The sequence below is a fragment of the Citrobacter sp. C5_2 genome (genome assembly GCF_014596845.2).
Lineage (GTDB): Bacteria > Pseudomonadota > Gammaproteobacteria > Enterobacterales > Enterobacteriaceae > Citrobacter > Citrobacter werkmanii.
Genome location: NZ_CP115032.1, coordinates 1,116,620 through 1,135,482, shown reverse-complemented (window position 1 = coordinate 1,135,482; position 18,863 = coordinate 1,116,620). Strand labels below are relative to the sequence as shown.

The following is an 18,863-nucleotide window of genomic DNA, read 5'->3' as shown; positions in this document are numbered from 1 at the left end:
TTTCGGGGTAAACCGCGAAACGTGAAAGATAATGTTCTGTTGAGGCAATTATACTGTATGCTCATACAGTATCAAGTATTTTGTAGAAATTGTTGCCACAGGGTTTGTAACGCATAGGCAGTCGCCTGCCGACGTACCGCATCGCGGTCACCGCTGAAACATTCCCGGCGGGTAATCCCCTCGCCGCTTGCGCTGGCAAAGGCAAACCATACCGTACCCACAGGCTTTTCCTCACTGCCGCCATCCGGCCCCGCAATACCGCTGATCGAGACCGCGAAATGCGCGCGGGCCGCTTTTAGCGCGCCAATCGCCATTTCCACGACGACAGGCTCACTCACCGCGCCATGCTGGGCCAGCGTCTCTTCGCGCACGCCAATCATCTGCGCTTTGGCTTCATTGCTGTAGGTCACGAACCCGCGTTCAAACCAGGCGGAACTGCCGGCAATATCCGTAATGGCTTTGGCCACCCAACCGCCGGTGCAGGATTCCGCCGTCGTAACGGTCGCCCCGCGCGCTTTCAGCGCCAGGCCAACCTGCTCGCTTAACTGCATCAGTTCACTGTCGGTCATTTCAGCCTCTGTCAGTTAAAAAAATATGCCGCACAAGATAGCACTTTCACAACCAATGTGGGGATGGGGAGAACGTTTTACGAGGGGGATTCCAAAAATTGATCTGTTGCAAAATAAGACCCGCCGGATGGCGATGTCAGAGCATCTTATCCGGCCTACAAGCAATATCTTATCTGTAGGCCGGTTGGAGCGATTACTGTACGCGCGCCAGCGCTACCGCCTGACCCAATTGCCACACCGCCATCGCGTAGTGGGTACTGTGGTTATAGCGGGTGATAGTGTAGAAGTTTGGCAGCCCGTACCAGTACTGATAACCGGTGCCAATATCCAGGCGCAGCAGGCTGGCCTGCTGATGATTCCCCAACGACTGCTGCGGCGTCAGACCCGCGGCGGCAAGCTGTGAAATGCTGTACTGGGTTTTAAAGCCGTTCGCCAGCCCAGGCGCCTGACCATTCGCCGGCACCGCGACCGTATCGCCTTTCACCCAGCCGTGGCCTTTGAAATAGTTCGCCACGCTACCGATGGCGTCAACCGGATCCCACAGATTAATGTGCCCATCGCCATTGAAATCGACCGCATATTCTTTATAGGAAGACGGCATAAACTGGCCGTAGCCCATCGCACCGGCGAAGGAACCTTTCAAATCGAGCGGATCATCACTTTCATCTCGCGCCATCAACAGGAAAGTTTCCAGTTCGCCAGAGAAGTATTCCGCACGACGAGGATAATTAAAGGACAGCGTCGCCAGCGCATCCAGAATTCGCGTTTTGCCCATCACGCGGCCCCAGCGCGTCTCTACGCCAATAATACCGACGATGATTTCCGGTGGTACGCCGTAGACCTGCCACGCACGGTTCAGGGCATCTTCATATTGATTCCAGAAGGCCACGCCGTTTTGCACGTTGTCCGGCGTGATGAACTGCTTGCGATAACGCAGCCACGCGCCGTTAGGTCCGGCTGGAGGTTGAGTCGTCGGCGCCTGACGGTCCATCAAACGCAATACCGAGTCCAGCCGCTTGGCCTGCGACAGGATCTCCTGCAACTGCTGGCGATCAAAGCCATGCTTGTTCACCATCTTCTCGATGAACTGTTGCGCGTTCGGGTTATTGGCAAAATCGCCGCCCGTTAGCATGACATTGTGCTGTGGCTCAAGCAGGAAACCGCCGGATGGCGTACCCGTAGTCGTTTGAGTCTCTGAAGGTTTAGGTTTGCTGCTACAGGCAGCAAGCAATACGAAAAGGGGAAGTAACGCTACATAACGACGCTTGAACATGAGACATCCATTAAACAAATTCAGCCTGGGAGAAGTATGGTAAAGCATCCTCCGCCATACAAGGAAGCAGTAGTCGCTCTGCTTCACAGAATTTCCCCCCTCTTGCACTTCCGACCGTCATATTTGCGAGCGCTTACGCAACAACTTTCAAAATAAAATATTTACCTTTCATTTTGAGATCAAAATAACACTTTTAAATCTTTCGATCTGATTAAAATTAGTTTCCGTTTGGCAAGATAACTAAAAAACCCTACAGGAGAGAATAATGATCGACACCATCACACTCGGTGCTGAGTGGTTTATCGGGCTGTTCCAGAAAGGCGGAGAGGTGTTTACCGGCATGGTGACCGGTATTCTTCCCCTGCTGATTAGCCTGCTGGTCATCATGAATGCGCTGATTAACTTTATCGGCCAGCAGCGTATTGAACGTTTTGCTCAGCGCTGCGCCGGAAACCCACTGTCCCGCTATCTGCTGCTGCCGTGCATCGGCACATTTGTGTTTTGTAATCCGATGACGCTAAGCCTGGGCCGCTTTATGCCTGAAAAGTACAAGCCCAGCTACTACGCTGCGGCCTCTTATAGCTGCCATTCCATGAATGGCTTATTCCCGCACATCAACCCCGGCGAGCTGTTTGTCTATCTCGGTATCGCCAGCGGCCTGACGACGCTGGGCCTACCGCTTGGCCCGCTGGCGGTGAGCTATTTGCTGGTCGGTCTGGTCACCAACTTCTTCCGCGGCTGGGTAACCGATTTCACCACCGCCATTTTCGAGAAAAAAATGGGCATTCAACTTGAGCAGAAAGTTCATCTGGCGGGAGCAACATCATGACGCGTATTCGTATTGAAAAAGGCACCGGCGGCTGGGGCGGCCCGCTTGAACTGGATGCCGTACCGGGCAAGAAAATTGTCTATATCACTGCCGGGACTCGCCCTGCGATTGTCGACACGCTGGCGAATCTGACTGGCTGGCAGGCCGTTGATGGTTTCAAAGAGGGCGAACCGCCGGAGAGTGAAATTGGCGTGGCGATCATCGACTGCGGTGGCACGCTGCGCTGTGGGATCTATCCTAAACGTCGTATACCCACGGTAAATATTCACGCCACGGGGAAATCCGGTCCGCTGGCCCAGTACATTGTCGAAGATATCTATGTCTCTGGCGTAAAAGAAGAAAACATTACCGTTGTCGGTGAAGCATCCATTGCGCCGCAACCTGCAAGCAGCACGATTGGTCGCGATTACAACACCAGTAAAAAGATTACTGAACAAAGCGATGGTCTGTTGGCAAAAGTCGGTATGGGCATGGGGTCAGCCGTTGCTGTCCTGTTCCAGGCCGGTCGCGACACTATTGATACCGTTCTGAAAACCATTCTGCCATTTATGGCGTTCGTCTCGGCGCTGATCGGCATCATCATGGCTTCTGGTCTGGGAGACTGGATAGCCCATGGACTCGCACCGCTCGCCAGCCACCCGCTGGGACTGGTGACGCTGGCGCTGATTTGCTCTTTCCCGCTGCTGTCGCCTTTCCTCGGCCCTGGTGCGGTCATCGCCCAGGTTATCGGGGTGCTGATCGGCGTACAGATTGGCCTTGGGAACATCCCTCCCCATCTGGCGCTACCGGCCTTGTTTGCCATTAATGCGCAAGCCGCATGCGACTTTATTCCCGTGGGGTTATCGCTGGCCGAAGCGCGTCAGGACACGGTCCGCGTCGGCGTGCCATCCGTCCTGGTAAGCCGCTTCCTGACCGGCGCGCCTACCGTTCTCATCGCCTGGTTTGTATCCGGCTTTATTTACCAATAAGAGGTACTCAAAAATGACCGTGATTTATCAAACCACCATCACCCGCATCGGCCAAAGCGCCCCGGACGCACTTTGCGACCAGATGTTAATTACCTTTCGTGAAGGCGCGCCAGCGGATATTGAAGAGTTTTGCTTCATCCATTGCCACGGCGATCTGAACGGTTCTTTGCACGCCGGGATCCAGTTTGAACTGGGCCAGCATCACTACCCGGTCACCGCCGTTGGCAGCGTGGCGGAACAAAACTTACGTGAACTGGGGCATATCACCCTACGTTTTGACGGACTCAGCGAAGCGGAATTCCCTGGCACCGTACATGTGGCGGGCCCTGTACCGGACGATATCGCGCCGGGCTGTATTTTGAAGTTTGTTGCTTAAGATTGAAGGAGAAAAAGATGAATCAGGTTGCCGTTGTCATTGGTGGAGGCCAGACCCTGGGAGCGTTCCTTTGCCGTGGGCTTGCGACAGAAGGATACCGCGTCGCGGTGGTGGATATTCAAAGCGATAAAGCCGCCAACGTCGCGCAGGAGATTAACGCCGAGTTTGGCGCAGGCACAGCGTACGGTTTTGGCGCTGATGCCACCAGCGAACAGAGCGTGCTGGCACTGTCACGCGGAGTGGATGAAATATTTGGTCGCGTCGACCTGCTGGTTTACAGCGCGGGTATCGCTAAAGCCGCGTTTATCAGCGACTTTCAGCTTGGGGATTTCGACCGCTCGCTGCAGGTGAATCTGGTCGGTTACTTCCTCTGCGCCCGTGAATTCTCGCGCCTGATGATCCGCGATGGCGTTCAGGGACGCATTATCCAGATCAACTCCAAATCAGGGAAAGTAGGCAGTAAACACAATTCGGGCTACAGCGCGGCAAAATTTGGCGGCGTGGGTTTAACCCAATCGCTGGCGCTGGATCTGGCGGAATACGGGATTACCGTCCATTCGCTGATGCTCGGCAACCTGTTGAAATCACCGATGTTCCAGTCATTATTACCGCAGTACGCTACCAAACTGGGCCTTAAGCCGGATGAAGTAGAGCAGTATTACATTGATAAGGTTCCGCTCAAACGCGGCTGCGATTATCAGGACGTGCTGAACATGCTGCTGTTTTATGCCAGTTCGAAAGCCTCTTACTGCACCGGACAATCGATTAATGTCACCGGCGGTCAGGTGATGTTCTAAGAGGTATGACTGCCCGGTGGCGCTGTGCTTACCGGGCCTACGAATATTATGTAGGCCGGATTAGGCGCAGCCGTCATCCGGCAAAATCAAAGGAGCGCATTATGGTTTCCGCACTGATTACCGTCGCCGCCATCGCCTGGTGCCTGCAACTGGCGCTTGGTGGCTGGCAAATATCCCGCTTTAACCGCGCGTTCGATAAACTTTGTCAGCGGGGTCGGGTGGGCGTGGGGCGTTCCGGCGGACGGTTTAAGCCGCGCGTGGTCGTCGCCATCGCACTTGATGAGCAACAGCGGGTTACCGATACGTTATTTATGAAAGGTCTTACCGTATTCGCCAGACCCGGCAAAATTGCCACCATAATGGGCAAACATCTTGATGATTTACAGCCTGATGTGATCTTTCCCCATGATCCGTTAGCGCAGAATGCACTATCATTGGCGCTTAAACTGAAACATGGGTAATTTCGTTGTGAATGCTAATAGCTTGCGAAATTATCATTTTGCAACCTAAATAAGTCAGGGTAATCACGCCTATGAAACCTCGTCAGCGTCAGGCTGCCATACTGGAGCACCTGCAAAAGCAGGGAAAATGCTCGGTTGAAGAACTGGCCCACTACTTTGACACGACCGGCACAACCATTCGCAAAGACCTGGTCATTCTGGAAAATGCTGGAACCGTCATTCGTACCTATGGCGGCGTAGTGTTGAACAAAGATGAATCTGACCCGCCCATCGATCACAAAACCCTAATTAACACGCATAAAAAAGAGCAGATCGCTGAAGCCGCCGTCCGTTATATCCATGATGGCGACTCCATCATTCTGGATGCGGGCAGTACCGTATTGCAGATGGTGCCGATGCTTACCCGCTTTAGCAACATCACCGTCATGACCAACAGTCTGCACATTGTTAATGCCCTTTCGGAGCTGGACAACGAGCAAACCATCCTGATGCCTGGCGGGACCTTTCGCAAAAAATCTGCGTCATTTCACGGTCAACTGGCAGAAAACGCCTTTGAGCAATTCAGCTTTGATAAACTCTTCATGGGTACCGACGGTATTGACCTCAATGCCGGCGTGACCACCTTTAATGAGGTCTTTAGCGTCAGTAAAGCGATGTGCAATGCCGCTCGCGAAGTGATTCTGATGGCTGACTCCTCAAAATTTGGGCGTAAAAGCCCTAATGTTGTGTGCAGTCTGGAAAGCGTTGACAAGCTGATTACCGATGCGGGTATTGACCCTGCATTTCGTCAGGCGCTGGAAGCAAAAGGGATTGAAGTAATCATAACCGGAGAAACCAATGAGTGATGCACTACTGAACGCGGGCCGTCAGACGTTAATGCTGGAACTGCAGGAAGCCAGTCGACTGCCGGAGCGACTGGGCGATGATTTTGTCCGCGCCGCCAATACTATCATCCACTGTGAAGGCAAAGTCATTGTCTCCGGGATTGGCAAATCAGGCCATATTGGCAAAAAAATTGCTGCGACCCTCGCCAGTACCGGCACCCCTGCCTTTTTTGTGCATCCGGCGGAAGCGCTGCATGGCGACTTAGGCATGATTGAAAGCCGCGACGTGATGCTGTTTATCTCTTACTCCGGCGGCGCGAAAGAGCTGGATCTCATCATTCCGCGCCTGGAAGACAAATCCGTCGCCCTGCTGGCCATGACCGGAAAACCAACCTCGCCGCTGGGCCTGGCGGCCAAAGCCGTGCTGGATATTTCTGTTGAACGTGAAGCCTGCCCGATGCGCCTGGCGCCGACCTCCAGTACCGTCAACACGCTGATGATGGGCGACGCGCTGGCAATCGCCGTGATGCAGGCGCGCGGCTTTAACGAAGAAGATTTTGCCCGCTCGCATCCGGCCGGCGCGCTGGGCGCTCGTCTGTTAAATAAAGTGCATCATCTGATGCGCCGTGACGATGCCATTCCGCAGGTGACGCTGACCACCAGCGTCATGGACGCGATGCTGGAACTCAGCCGCACGGGTCTTGGTCTGGTGGCTGTCTGTGATGACGCGTCACTGGTGAAAGGCGTCTTCACTGACGGCGACCTGCGCCGCTGGCTGGTTGGCGGCGGCGCGCTCACCACGCAGGTTAGCGAAGCAATGACCCATAATGGCATTACGCTGCAGGCGCAGAGCCGCGCGATTGACGCCAAAGAGATCCTGATGAAACGCAAAATCACTGCCGCACCGGTGGTAGATGAAAACGGTAAACTCACCGGCGCTATCAACCTGCAGGATTTCTATCAGGCCGGTATTATCTAATCCTTCAGCCCCAGGCGTTTCGCCAACCGGTGCAGGTTGGCGACGTCTGTTTCCAGCGCCCGCGCGCTTGCCGCCCAATTGTGATTATTTTGCGCCAAGGCCCGGCGGATCATCTCGCGCTGAAATGACTCCGTTGCCTCACGCAAATTGTGATGCTGCGGGATCTCTGCCACGACGTCCGGCTGCGGTACAGGGCTTTCATCCTGCAAGGCAAAATGCTGTGCCTCCAGCACCACCTCATCCCCTGCTCTGGTGGCCCTTGCCAGCACAACCGCCCGATGAATGGCATGTTCCAGCTCGCGCACGTTTCCGGGCCAGCCGTAATTCAGCAGATGATTACGCGCGCCGGGGCTTAACACAACGCGGGAAAGTCCCAGCCGCAGCCGACATTGCTCGCAAAAATAGCCTGCCAGCAGCACTACATCTTCGCCGCGCTCACGCAGTGGCGGCACGGAAAGGGGAAAAACGCTCAGGCGATGAAACAGATCTGCGCGAAAATTCCCCGCCAGCACCTCTTCTCGTAAATCACGATTGGTCGCCGCCAGTACGCGCACGTCAACGCGCAGGCTGCGATCGTCCCCCACGCGCTGAATATCGCCATACTGCAATACGCGCAGCAGCTTGGCCTGCAGCGCCAGCGAGAGTTCGCCAATCTCGTCGAGAAACAGCGTGCCGTTATCCGCCATTTCAAACTTACCGCTACGATTACTGATAGCCCCGGTAAAAGCCCCTTTTACGTGACCAAAAAGTTCACTTTCCGCCACGCTTTCAGGCAACGCCGCGCAGTTGAGATACACCAGCGGATTCACCGCACGCGGCGAACCTTCATGGATAGCTTTGGCTACCAACTCCTTCCCGGTCCCGGTTTCGCCGCTGATCAGTACGTTGAGATCGGACCCTGCCACAATCTCAATCTCTTTTTTCAACTGCATCATATTGGGCGACAGACCAATCATCTGGGTTTCCGTCACCTGCTCGAAAGCCGTCGACGAACCCGGCAGCATATTCTGGCTTTCCAGTTGTTCAATCAGCAACGCATTACTCAGCGCCCCCGCAGCCAGAGCGGCAATTAGCCTAAGCTCTTCATCGCTGAAGACATCGAACTGATCGGGCTCCATGCCATCCAGCGTTAACGCGCCAATCAGACTTTGTCCGGCAAACAGCGGCAACCCGATGCAGGCATGCACTTTCAGGCTCTCCTGACCCGGGATTAATCCGTCATAAGGATCGGGCAGATCGCTGTCGGCAGGAAAACGTACCACGTCCCCGGCGCGGGCAATCGCCTCCAGCCGCGGATGTCCCTCCAGCGTGAAGCGGCGGCCGAGGACATCCTGCGCCAGGCCATCGATAGCCAGCGGGATAAACTGTCGCGACTCGTAGCGCAGCAGTGCCGATGCGTCGCACTCCAGCACCTGGCGCAAGGTCGTGATCAGGCGCTGAAAACGGTCCTGATGACCGATACCGCTTTGTAATTCAATGGCGATACCCGCCAGCACATCTACTGAAAAGCTCATGGCAACCTCATTGTCATTTTGACAATTAATATTGTCATATTGACAATAAAATAAACAGTCATTTTGACTACTACTTTATAGGCAATAAATAATAAATCATTAAAAATCAAATAATTAAAAAGTTGGCACACAACCTGCAATTAACAAAATATCTTTTTAGAAAAACGCTGAATTAATTGAGGTTGCTATGTCTATTCTGGTTAAAAATAATATTCATTGGGTTGGCCAACGTGACTGGGAAGTGCGAGATTTCCACGGCACTGAATACAAAACGCTGCGCGGTAGCAGCTATAACAGCTATCTCATCCGTGAAGAAAAAAACGTGCTGATCGATACAGTAGACCATAAGTTTAGCCGTGAATTCGTGCAGAACCTGCGCAGTGAAATTGACCTCGCGGATATCGACTACATCATCATTAACCACGCGGAAGAAGACCACGCCGGAGCGCTGACCGAACTGATGTCCTGCATCCCGGACACGCCAATTTACTGCACCGCTAACGCGATTGATTCCATCACCGGCCACCACCATCATCCGGAGTGGAACTTCAACGTGGTGAAAACCGGTGATTCTCTGGACATCGGCAACGGCAAACAACTGATTTTTGTTGAAACGCCGATGCTGCACTGGCCTGACAGCATGATGACCTACATGACCGGCGATGCGGTGCTGTTCAGTAACGATGCCTTCGGCCAGCATTACTGCGACGAACGTCTGTTCAATGATGAAGTTGACCAGACCGAACTGTTCGAACAATGCCAACGCTACTACGCCAACATCCTGACCCCGTTCAGCCGTCTGGTGACGCCGAAAATCACTGAAATCCTCGGCTTCAATCTGCCGGTCGATATGATTGCCACCTCCCACGGTGTGGTATGGCGCGACAACCCAACGCAGATCGTTGAGCTGTACCTGAAATGGGCGGCCGATTATCAGGAAGACCGCATCACCATCTTCTACGACACCATGTCCAACAACACCCGCATGATGGCGGACGCCATTGCCCAGGGCATCAATGAAGTTGACCCGAACGTGGCGGTGAAAATCTTTAACGTCGCTCGTAGCGACAAAAACGACGTCCTGACCAACGTCTTCCGCTCTAAAGGCGTGCTGGTCGGTACTTCCACCATGAACAACGTGATGATGCCGAAAATCGCCGGACTGGTGGAAGAGATGACTGGCCTGCGTTTTCGTAACAAACGCGCCAGCGCCTTTGGTTCTCACGGCTGGAGCGGCGGCGCAGTTGACCGCCTGTCCACCCGTTTACAAGATGCCGGTTTTGAGATGTCGCTTAGCCTGAAGGCGAAATGGCGTCCGGATCTGGATGCGCTGGAACTGTGTCGTCAGCACGGTCGTGAAATTGCACATCAGTGGGCGCTTGCTCCGCTACCGGAAACGACCGTCAAAGCGGCAACCAAAGAAGCAGAGTGCGCTTGTGCCGCTGCGGCTGCGGCTGACCTCGGCCCAAGCATGCAGTGCAGCGTGTGCCAGTGGATTTACGATCCAGCAAAAGGCGAACCGTTGCAGGATGTCGCGCCAGGTACCCCATGGAGCGATGTGCCGGATAACTTCCTGTGCCCGGAATGTTCATTAGGTAAAGACGTCTTCGACGTACTGGCAACGGAGGCAAAATGAGCCACGGAATTGTCATCATTGGTTCGGGCTTCGCCGCCCGCCAGTTAGTCAAAAATATCCGTAAACAGGATGCAACTGTTCCGTTGACCCTGATTGCCGCTGACAGCATGGATGAGTACAACAAGCCCGATCTCAGCCACGTTATCAGTCAGGCACAGCGTGCAGATGACCTCACCCGCCAGTCGGCGGGGGAGTTTGCCGAACAGTTTAATTTGCGCCTGTTCCCCTACACCTGGGTGACCGACATCGACACCGATGCCCACATAGTGAAAAGTCAGGACCAACAGTGGCAGTACGACAAGCTGGTGCTGGCGACGGGGGCTTCAGCCTTTGTGCCTCCAGTCACCGGACGTGAGTTAATGCTCACATTGAACAGCCAGCAAGAATACCGCGCCTGTGAAACGCAACTGCGTGATGCCCAGCGGGTACTCATTGTCGGCGGCGGTTTGATTGGCAGTGAGCTGGCGATGGATTTTTGTCGTGCCGGTAAAGCGGTAACGCTTATCGACAACGCCGCCAGCATTCTGGCCTCGCTGATGCCACCGGAAGTCAGCAGTCGCTTACAGCATCGTCTGACCGATATGGGCGTGCATCTGCTGCTGAAATCACAGCTTCAGGGTCTGGAAAAAACTGAATCGGGTATTCGCGCCACGCTCGATCGTAGTCGCCGCGTAGAAGTCGATGCGGTGATCGCCGCCACCGGTCTGCGCCCGGAAACGGCGCTGGCGCGTCGTGCCGGATTGAGCATTAATCGTGGCGTCTGCGTCGACAGCTATCTGCAAACCAGCCACCCGGACATTTATGCCCTCGGCGACTGTGCGGAAATTAATGGTCAGGTCCTGCCGTTCCTGCAGCCGATTCAACTGAGCGCCATGTATCTGGCGAAAAACCTGCTCGGCGGCAATGCTCCGCTGAAGCTGCCTGCCATGCTGGTAAAAGTTAAAACGCCGGAATTGCCATTGCATCTGGCGGGGGAAACCCAGCGGCGCGATCTGAACTGGCATATTGCCGCGGAAGCGCAAGGTATGGTGGCCAGAGGAATGAACGACGAAGGCCAGCTATGTGCGTTTGTGGTCAGTGAAGACCGGATGAAAGAGGCCTTTGCGCTGCTGAAAACGTTGCCCATGTAAGTCTGTGGTGCCGGATGGCGCCGCTTCGCGCCTTATCCGGCCTACAAATAGATGCTCACTTGTAGGCCGGATAAGGCGCAGCCGCCATCCGGCACCTTACCCTTAAGCTAACGCTCGCGCCGCGGCAATAACGCCCTGCCCCAGCGATAATCCCCCATCACCCGCCGGTAAACGCTGCGGGAACAGTAAGGTGAAATCAGCCAGATAAAATGCCAGCCGCGATGACAACAAACGGTTATGCATCACGCCACCGCTGAATACTAACGTCTTAACGCCACGCACTTCAGCCTGCTCACGCATCAGCGTGGCAAACCCACACGCCAGCGCATCATGAAACGCCCACGCTCTTGCTGCAGGCGCCCCCTGCCAGTTCAGCCATTGCTGCCAAAAAACAGCCAGGTCAAGCTCATTACCTTGCAAGGGGATTGTTACCGGATGCTCAACGCCTGCACATTGCGATGCCAGTGCCTCCAGCGCGCAGGCAGCCTCGCCTTCATAGCTCAGCGAAGTCGGTGCGCACTGGAGCGCGGCGGCAACGGCATCAAACAGCCGTCCGCACGATGACGCCAGCGGCGCATTGATCCCCCGCTCAATGGCGCGTGCCAGCACGTTCCAGTTTTGCTGTTGCAGCGCCGATGTTTCCGGGAATTGCTGCCAGTCAGGGACAAAACGCAGACACTGCGCGAGCAGGTTACGCCACGGCTGCTTTGCCGCCAGATCGCCGCCCGCCAGCGCGACCGCGGGTAAGCCGCCCAGGTGTTCGCATTCACGATAGTTGACCCGCAAACACTCTCCGCCCCACAGTGCGCCGTTTGCTCCCATGCCGATACCGTCTACCGTCAGAGCGATAACGTCGCCACCGTCCAGCGGCCAACCGTGCTCAGCCATACACGCAGCAGCATGCGCATGGTGATGCAGCACCGTTTCGCTCGGCAGATTCATCTCACTGGCCCACTGGCTGGAAACATAGCCGGGGTGAGCATCATGCACGATACGCTGTGGCGTAAAGTCATAAATATTCTGGATCAGGCGCAGCGCATCACGCCACTGCTGCTGGATGCCGTCATCGCTGAGATCGCCCAAATGCTGACTAATAACCGCCTGTTCGCCACGCACCAGACAGAAGGTATTTTTTAGATCCGCGCCTAAACACAGCATCGGCGGCACGTCACGAAAACCCGGCGGCAACGCGACCGCATCCGGCACGTAACCCCGCGAGCGGCGCAGCATTTCCCCACTTTCACGCACCACGGAGTCATCCATACGCTGCACAATTTCGCGGTTATGCAGCAGGAAACCGTCGGCAATCTCGCGTAAATCTTCCAGCGCCTGCGCGTTGGTAATGGCTGGCGGCCTGCCGCTGAGGTTGCCGGAGGTCATTACCAGCGGGCACTGCATCTCTTGTAACAGGAGATGCTGCAACGGATTCGCTGGCAGCATAACGCCAACTTCCGTTAACCCTGGCGCTATTCCCTCGCTCAATGCCGCTACATAGCGTTTTTGCACCAACACGATCGGCGCGGCAGGGGTGGTTAACAGACGACGCGCAGCTTCAGGCAGTCCGTCGTCAGCAGGCAACATCACCGCCAACGGTTTAGCCGGGCGATGTTTACGCAACCGGAGCAGCGCCACAGCATTATCATTTTGCGCATCGCAGACCAGATGAAAACCGCCAATGCCTTTCACAGCGACAATGCCGCCCGCTTTTAGCAACGCTACCGCCGCCTGCAGCGCCTCTTCTTTTTCCGCTCGCTCACCCGCGCTTAGCCACTCAAGATGTGGACCGCATTGCGGGCAGGCAACGGGTTGGGCGTGAAAGCGACGGTCATAGGGATCGCGATACTCTGTATCGCATTGCGCACAGAGAGGGAAGGACGCCATCACGGTAAACGGACGGTCGTACGGCATGGCACGGATAATCGTAAAACGCGGACCACAATGGGTACAGTTGATGAAGGGGTAGCGATAGCGACGTTCGCCGGGGGTGTTCATTTCAACAAGGCATTCGGGACAGGTCGCGGCGTCCGGGACAATTTGCGTATTCATCGTACCGCCTGCACTTTGGCGAATCGAGAAATCGGCAGGCTGCTGCGTCCAGGCGAATGGCTCGCTCTCAATGCTATCAATGCGCGCCAGCGGCGGACAATGTTGATGCAATTGCGCAATAAACTCCGCCGGATCTTCCTGTAAGCGCACCACCACACCGTCACCGTCGTTGCACACGTCGCCATGCAGTTGCAGGCGCTGCGCCAGTTGCCAGACGAAGGGGCGAAACCCGACGCCCTGTACCTTGCCGCGAATACGCAGTTGTACGCCGGAGTGGTTGTTGATTGTCATTATGTCCTTCCCGCAGTCATCTATCCCGGTTTGCCGGATGGCGCTACGCTTATCAGGCCTACGTGGATGCGAAAAGTAGGCCGGATAAGGCGAAGCCGCCATCCGGCATAAGTACTACCGTATTTTACGCGGATTTTTAGCGATCAGAACAGCAAAGATGCGGTGGAGTCCAGCGCCGCGCGACGGCGTTTTTCAGCGCTCAGTTGCTCAAGCTTATTGCGATCCACATAAATCAGCGCGTGAGTCGGGCAGACTTCCATACAGGCAGGACCCGCTTCACGGTGGTGGCACAGGTCGCACTTGTTGGCTTCGGCTTTTTCTGCACGAACGTTCAGGCCCGCGCCGCTGTTACGCACAACCGGACGCACGACAACTTCCATTGCCCCATAAGGACACGCCACCACGCAGGTTTTACAGCCAATGCAGCGTTCCTGCATCACGTGGACAAAGCCTTTATCACGGCTGATTGCTCCGTTCGGACAGACGTTAGCGCACGGCGCGTCTTCACACTGGCGGCACAGCGTCGCCGTGGAGACGTTAACGCCTTTGATGACGTGAATGCGGGGTAAAAAGGTTTCAGGGGTCAGCGATGCGCAGTCCTGGTTATCCTGATGGGATACTACGCAGGCCACTTCACAGGTACGGCAACCAATGCATTTATTGGCGTCTGCAATGATGAAACGGTTCATCAATTTCTCCAGCAATGACAGATTATCTGCCGAAGCATTCACGAATCGTGCCAAATTTTAATACACTGTTATTAAAGGGTTTTTATTTTGATGGATGTGAGAATGGTGTGTCATCGTCACTAGTGACGATGACAAATGACAGCCGTCAGCGCGAAACGTATGGCGCAACAGAATCACGCTGAATGAGTTCCCCGGTAAAGATTTTTGGCGGCGTAAATGCCCCGTCACCCAGCATAAATATCAGGCGACCTATCGTTTCCTGGATCATTTCCGTCACCGGAATTTTGACGCTGGAAAGCGCCGGAATAGTGTATGGCGCGATGGCGATATCATCGAAACCAATCACCGACACCTGGGCAGGCACGCGGATACCCTGCTCATGCAGCTGCTTCATCGCGCCTATCGCCATATCATCATTGCTGGCCACCAGCGCGGTAAAATTGACCTTGCGTGAAAGCAGCGTATCAACGCCCGCGGCACCGCAGGCTGGCGTCCACTTTCCTTTGACAATCAAATCATTATTTAGCGAAATGCCATGCGCAGCCAGCGCGTCTTTATAGCCTGAGAGTCGTTCCACGCCGGTAGGCGAATCCATCGAGCCGGTAATAAAACCAATCTCCTGGTGCCCGGCGGCAATCAACTGCGCAACGGCGTTAAAGCTGGTTTGTTTTTGATCGCACCAGACGCTGTGGCTACTGTTTTTACGCAGCCGTCGATTAAGCACCATAATGGGCTGGGCGTGCGCGTCAATGATCTCGTCTATTTCATCCACGCTGAGAAAACGCGGATAGATCATAATCGCGTCACAGCGCAGGTCGAGTAAGTACTGGATCGCCTGACGCTCTTCCTCTGCGCTATGTTTACCATCAGCCAGCAACAACTGGCGCCCCTTATCCTCCGCCATCCGCGCGGTGTGAAACAGCAGTTCGCTGAAATAGACGCCGTGATAAAGGGTGTTAGTGACCACCAGCCCCAGCGTCTGCGTGGTTTTCGCCGCCAGACTGCGCGCCAGCAAGTTAGGGCGGTAACCACTCTCTTCAATGGCCTGAAACACGCGGTCTTTGGTTTCCTGGCTGACGTAACCGTTCCCGGAAAGCACCCGGGAAACCGTCGCTTTCGACACCCCGGCCCGCTTCGCCACCTCCAGCATCGTGGTCATAGTACTCATCCCTTTTCTCTTAATGTGACGCAGTGTACTGCACCGTTTCGCCGCTGTCCTCGCTGCTAAAACGCGGCGCCTGACATCTGGTGATCATCATCACAATTATAAAAACAATAAAAATTAATTCTTGTTTAAAAATTATAAATTAAACATGATTTTGTGGAACCGGTTTCCTATTTGAGTTTCATCAACTCAGAAACGTGACCTGCGCAAACGGATAAAACATAACGTACCCTACTGATAAAACAGGATTAAATCCGATGTCCAAGAATTATGCAGCGCTGGCGCGCTCCGTTGTGACGGCTCTGGGAGGCGTCGACAACATCACAGCAGTGACCCACTGTATGACCCGTTTGCGTTTCGTTATCAAAGATGATGAGCAGGTCGATAGCGCGACGCTGAAAACGCTTCCTGGCGTGCTGGGCGTAGTACGTAACGATAATCAGTGTCAGGTGATCATCGGCAACACCGTTTCGCAGGCGTATCGCGAAGTGGTTAGCCTGCTACCTGCCAACATGCAGCCTGCTGAGCCGCAAACCAAACCCCGGCTGACGCTGAAACGGATTGGCGCGGGGATCCTCGATGCGCTGATCGGCACGATGTCACCGCTGATCCCGGCAATTATCGGTGGATCAATGCTCAAACTGCTGGCAATGGTTCTGGAAATGACCGGCGTGCTGGTAAAAGGATCGTCCACCCTCACCATTCTGACCGTTATCGGCGACGGCGCATTTTTCTTCCTGCCGCTGATGGTCGCCGCTTCGGCAGCCATCAAATTCAAAACCAACATGTCGCTGGCAATTGCTATTGCGGGTGTGCTGGTCCATCCCAGCTTTATCGATCTGATGGCAAAAGCCGCGCAGGGTGAGCACGTTGAGTTCGCCCTGATCCCGGTGACGGCGGTCAAATACACCTACACCGTGATCCCGGCACTGGTCATGACCTGGTGTCTGTCATATATCGAACGTTGGGTGGATCGTATCACGCCGGCAGTGACCAAAAACTTCCTCAAACCGATGCTGATCGTGCTGATCGCCGCCCCGCTCGCGATCGTTTTAATCGGCCCGATTGGTATCTGGATCGGTAGCGCAATTTCAGCGCTGGTCTATACCATTCACGGCTATCTCGGCTGGCTGTCGGTCGCCATTATGGGCGCACTGTGGCCGCTGTTGGTGATGACGGGTATGCACCGTGTGTTTACGCCCACCATTATCCAGACCATTGCCGAAACCGGTAAAGAAGGCATGGTGATGCCGTCTGAAATCGGCGCCAATCTGTCGCTGGGCGGTTCATCGCTGGCGGTGGCATGGAAAACCAAAAACCCGGAACTGCGTCAGACAGCGTTAGCGGCCGCCGCTTCAGCCATCATGGCAGGCATTTCCGAACCCGCGCTGTACGGCGTGGCGATCCGTCTGAAACGCCCACTGATTGCGAGCCTAATCAGCGGTTTTATCTGCGGTGCCGTTGCCGGTATGGCTGGACTGGCGAGTCATTCCATGGCGGCCCCTGGCCTGTTCACCAGCGTCCAGTTTTTCGATCCGGCTAATCCGATGACCATTGTCTGGGTGTTTGGCGTGATGGCGCTGGCGGTCGTGCTTTCCTTTGTATTAACACTGATTCTCGGCTTTGAAGATATTCCTGTCGAAGATGCTGCCGCGCAGGCCAGAAAAAATCAGGCCGCACAAGCGGGCAATATCAATGGAGCCAGCATTTGACTGGCATGAACTGAGGTTAACTATGTCTGTTTTTCCGCAAGGATTTTTATGGGGCGGCGCGCTGGCCGCCAACCAGTCTGAAGGGGCATACCGGGAAGGCGGCAAAGGGCTGACCACCGTCGATATGATCCCCCATGGCGAACACCGGATGCCGGTTAAACTGGGTCAGGAGAAACGCTTTACGCTTCAGGACGACGAATTTTATCCCAGCCATCAGGCGATCGACTTTTATCATCGCTACAAGGAAGATATTGCGCTGATGGCGGAAATGGGGTTTACGGTTTTTCGCACCTCAATAGCCTGGAGTCGTCTCTACCCTAACGGCGACGAACTGGCGCCTAATGAAGAAGGTATCGCGTTTTACCGGGCCGTTTTTGCCGAGTGTAAAAAATATGGTATTGAGCCGTTAGTCACGCTATGTCACTTCGATGTGCCTATGCATCTGGTTACCGAGTACGGCTCCTGGCGGAACCGCAAAATGGTGGAGTTCTTTACCCGTTACGCCCGCACCTGCTTCGAAGCCTTTGACGGTCTGGTGAAATACTGGCTGACGTTCAACGAAATCAACATCATGCTGCACAGCCCTTTTTCAGGGGCCGGGTTGGTGTTTGAAGAGGGGGAAAATCAGGATCAGGTGAAATATCAGTCCGCCCACCACGAACTGGTTGCCAGTGCCCTGGCGACGAAAATCGCCCATGAAGTGAATCCGCAAAACCGGGTCGGTTGCATGCTGGCGGGCGGTAATTTTTATCCTTATTCCTGTAAACCAGAAGATGTGTGGACCGCGCTGGAAAAAGACCGCGAAAACCTGTTCTTTATTGATGTGCAGGCGCGCGGGGCTTATCCCGCCTACTCCGCCCGGGTGTTTCGCGAAAAGGGCGTGACGATAGAAAAAGCCGCGGAAGATGACGACATCCTGAAGAACACCGTCGATTTCGTCTCGTTTAGCTATTACGCATCACGCTGCGCCTCCGCTGACATGAATACTGGCAACACCAGCGCTGCCAACGTAGTGAAATCACTGCGTAATCCGTACATTGCCGCCAGCGAATGGGGCTGGGGTATCGATCCGCTTGGCCTGCGCATCACGATGAATATGATGTATGACCGTTATCAGAAGCCGCTGTTTCTGGTGGAAAACGGGCTGGGGGCGAAAGATGAAATGGATGCCAACGGCGAGATCAATGACGACTATCGCATTCGCTATTTACGCGAACACATCCGCGCCATGGCTGACGCCATTGAAGATGGTGTGCCGCTAATGGGTTACACCACCTGGGGCTGCATCGATCTGGTTTCCGCCTCAACCGGCGAGATGAGCAAGCGTTACGGTTTTGTGTATGTAGACCGGGACGATGCGGGCCAAGGCACGCTGGCGCGTACCCGCAAAAAATCATTCTGGTGGTACAAAAAAGTGATCGCCAGTAACGGGGCCGATCTGGCGTAATTCCTCAGCCGGAGGGTTTTGTAATCCTTCGGCAGAATCACCTATTTTCATTTCATGAATTGCATTCCAAATGTGGAATCTTCCTTCCAGTTTCCGGTTTGCCCTTGCGCATTTTTACTGGCATTTTATTCAGTAGTTTTTCTCTTATCCGTTCACC

General features: G+C 54.7%; 17 protein-coding genes. 11 read left to right on the top strand and 6 right to left on the bottom strand.

Features of this window, described 5'->3' with window-relative positions:
* Positions 1-71: 71 nt before the first annotated feature.
* The gene (gene pncC / locus ICA20_RS05540; protein ID WP_003037333.1) at positions 72-569 is read right to left on the bottom strand and encodes a nicotinamide-nucleotide amidase; all 498 of its coding nucleotides are present in this window, start codon (positions 567-569) and stop codon (positions 72-74) included.
* A 193-nt stretch (positions 570-762) separates the two neighbouring features.
* Positions 763-1,842, bottom strand: coding sequence for a lytic murein transglycosylase B (gene mltB, locus ICA20_RS05535; RefSeq protein ID WP_038633043.1), 1,080 nt, complete (start codon positions 1,840-1,842; stop codon positions 763-765).
* Between the two features lie 265 nt (positions 1,843-2,107).
* Here mltB and srlA point away from each other — a divergent pair, with 265 nt between their 5' ends.
* From srlA to gutQ, 7 genes are all read left to right on the top strand, one after another.
* A complete protein-coding gene (gene srlA / locus ICA20_RS05530) occupies positions 2,108-2,671 on the top strand; it encodes a PTS glucitol/sorbitol transporter subunit IIC (protein ID WP_003825953.1) in 564 nt (187 codons plus the stop codon).
* Positions 2,668-3,639 (top strand): PTS glucitol/sorbitol transporter subunit IIB, encoded by a 972-nt coding sequence (locus ICA20_RS05525; RefSeq protein WP_038633048.1) that lies wholly within the window; start codon positions 2,668-2,670, stop codon positions 3,637-3,639. Before srlA ends, ICA20_RS05525 begins: the two co-directional genes overlap by 4 nt.
* A 13-nt stretch (positions 3,640-3,652) precedes the next feature.
* Complete coding sequence (srlB, locus tag ICA20_RS05520; RefSeq protein WP_038633050.1) at positions 3,653-4,015, top strand: PTS glucitol/sorbitol transporter subunit IIA; 363 nt, start codon at positions 3,653-3,655, stop codon at positions 4,013-4,015.
* A gap of 17 nt (positions 4,016-4,032) precedes the next feature.
* Positions 4,033-4,812 carry a sorbitol-6-phosphate dehydrogenase gene (srlD, locus tag ICA20_RS05515; RefSeq protein ID WP_006687183.1) on the top strand — a complete coding sequence of 260 codons (780 nt, stop codon included), beginning with the start codon at positions 4,033-4,035 and terminating at the stop codon, positions 4,810-4,812.
* Between the two features lie 101 nt (positions 4,813-4,913).
* Positions 4,914-5,273 (top strand): transcriptional regulator GutM, encoded by a 360-nt coding sequence (gutM, locus tag ICA20_RS05510; protein WP_038633053.1) that lies wholly within the window; start codon positions 4,914-4,916, stop codon positions 5,271-5,273.
* Positions 5,274-5,344: 71 nt separating this feature from the next.
* The gene (locus ICA20_RS05505) at positions 5,345-6,118 is read left to right on the top strand and encodes a DNA-binding transcriptional repressor (RefSeq protein ID WP_006687181.1); all 774 of its coding nucleotides are present in this window, start codon (positions 5,345-5,347) and stop codon (positions 6,116-6,118) included.
* Positions 6,111-7,076 (top strand): arabinose-5-phosphate isomerase GutQ, encoded by a 966-nt coding sequence (gene gutQ, locus ICA20_RS05500; RefSeq protein ID WP_038633059.1) that lies wholly within the window; start codon positions 6,111-6,113, stop codon positions 7,074-7,076. The genes ICA20_RS05505 and gutQ overlap by 8 nt, the downstream gene beginning before the upstream one ends.
* On the opposite strand, the gene norR is transcribed toward gutQ, so the two are convergent.
* A complete protein-coding gene (gene norR / locus ICA20_RS05495) occupies positions 7,073-8,590 on the bottom strand; it encodes a nitric oxide reductase transcriptional regulator NorR (protein ID WP_038633062.1) in 1,518 nt (505 codons plus the stop codon). The two genes, gutQ and norR, sit on opposite strands and share 4 nt — an antisense overlap.
* Before the next feature lie 187 nt (positions 8,591-8,777).
* On the opposite strand from norR, the gene norV reads away from it, so the two are divergent.
* Together norV and norW are read left to right on the top strand one after the other, a co-directional pair.
* Positions 8,778-10,226, top strand: coding sequence for an anaerobic nitric oxide reductase flavorubredoxin (gene norV, locus ICA20_RS05490; protein WP_038633066.1), 1,449 nt, complete (start codon positions 8,778-8,780; stop codon positions 10,224-10,226).
* Positions 10,223-11,356 (top strand): NADH:flavorubredoxin reductase NorW, encoded by a 1,134-nt coding sequence (gene norW, locus ICA20_RS05485; protein ID WP_038633069.1) that lies wholly within the window; start codon positions 10,223-10,225, stop codon positions 11,354-11,356. The genes norV and norW overlap by 4 nt, the downstream gene beginning before the upstream one ends.
* Before the next feature lie 102 nt (positions 11,357-11,458).
* On the opposite strand, the gene hypF is transcribed toward norW, so the two are convergent.
* The 3 genes from hypF to ICA20_RS05470 all read right to left on the bottom strand — a co-directional run bounded on the left by hypF (position 11,459) and on the right by ICA20_RS05470 (position 15,541).
* A complete protein-coding gene (gene hypF, locus ICA20_RS05480) occupies positions 11,459-13,693 on the bottom strand; it encodes a carbamoyltransferase HypF (protein ID WP_038633071.1) in 2,235 nt (744 codons plus the stop codon).
* Between the two features lie 143 nt (positions 13,694-13,836).
* The gene (gene hydN, locus ICA20_RS05475; protein ID WP_003037366.1) at positions 13,837-14,382 is read right to left on the bottom strand and encodes an electron transport protein HydN; all 546 of its coding nucleotides are present in this window, start codon (positions 14,380-14,382) and stop codon (positions 13,837-13,839) included.
* A gap of 145 nt (positions 14,383-14,527) precedes the next feature.
* Positions 14,528-15,541, bottom strand: coding sequence for a LacI family DNA-binding transcriptional regulator (locus ICA20_RS05470; protein WP_038633073.1), 1,014 nt, complete (start codon positions 15,539-15,541; stop codon positions 14,528-14,530).
* 263 nt (positions 15,542-15,804) lie between these two features.
* On the opposite strand from ICA20_RS05470, the gene ascF reads away from it, so the two are divergent.
* Together ascF and ICA20_RS05460 are read left to right on the top strand one after the other, a co-directional pair.
* Positions 15,805-17,259: a PTS cellobiose/arbutin/salicin transporter subunit IIBC gene (gene ascF / locus ICA20_RS05465; RefSeq protein ID WP_038633074.1), complete on the top strand. Its 1,455-nt coding sequence runs from the start codon at positions 15,805-15,807 to the stop codon at positions 17,257-17,259.
* 22 nt (positions 17,260-17,281) lie between these two features.
* The gene (locus tag ICA20_RS05460) at positions 17,282-18,706 is read left to right on the top strand and encodes a 6-phospho-beta-glucosidase (RefSeq protein WP_038642841.1); all 1,425 of its coding nucleotides are present in this window, start codon (positions 17,282-17,284) and stop codon (positions 18,704-18,706) included.
* Positions 18,707-18,863 lie beyond the last annotated feature (157 nt).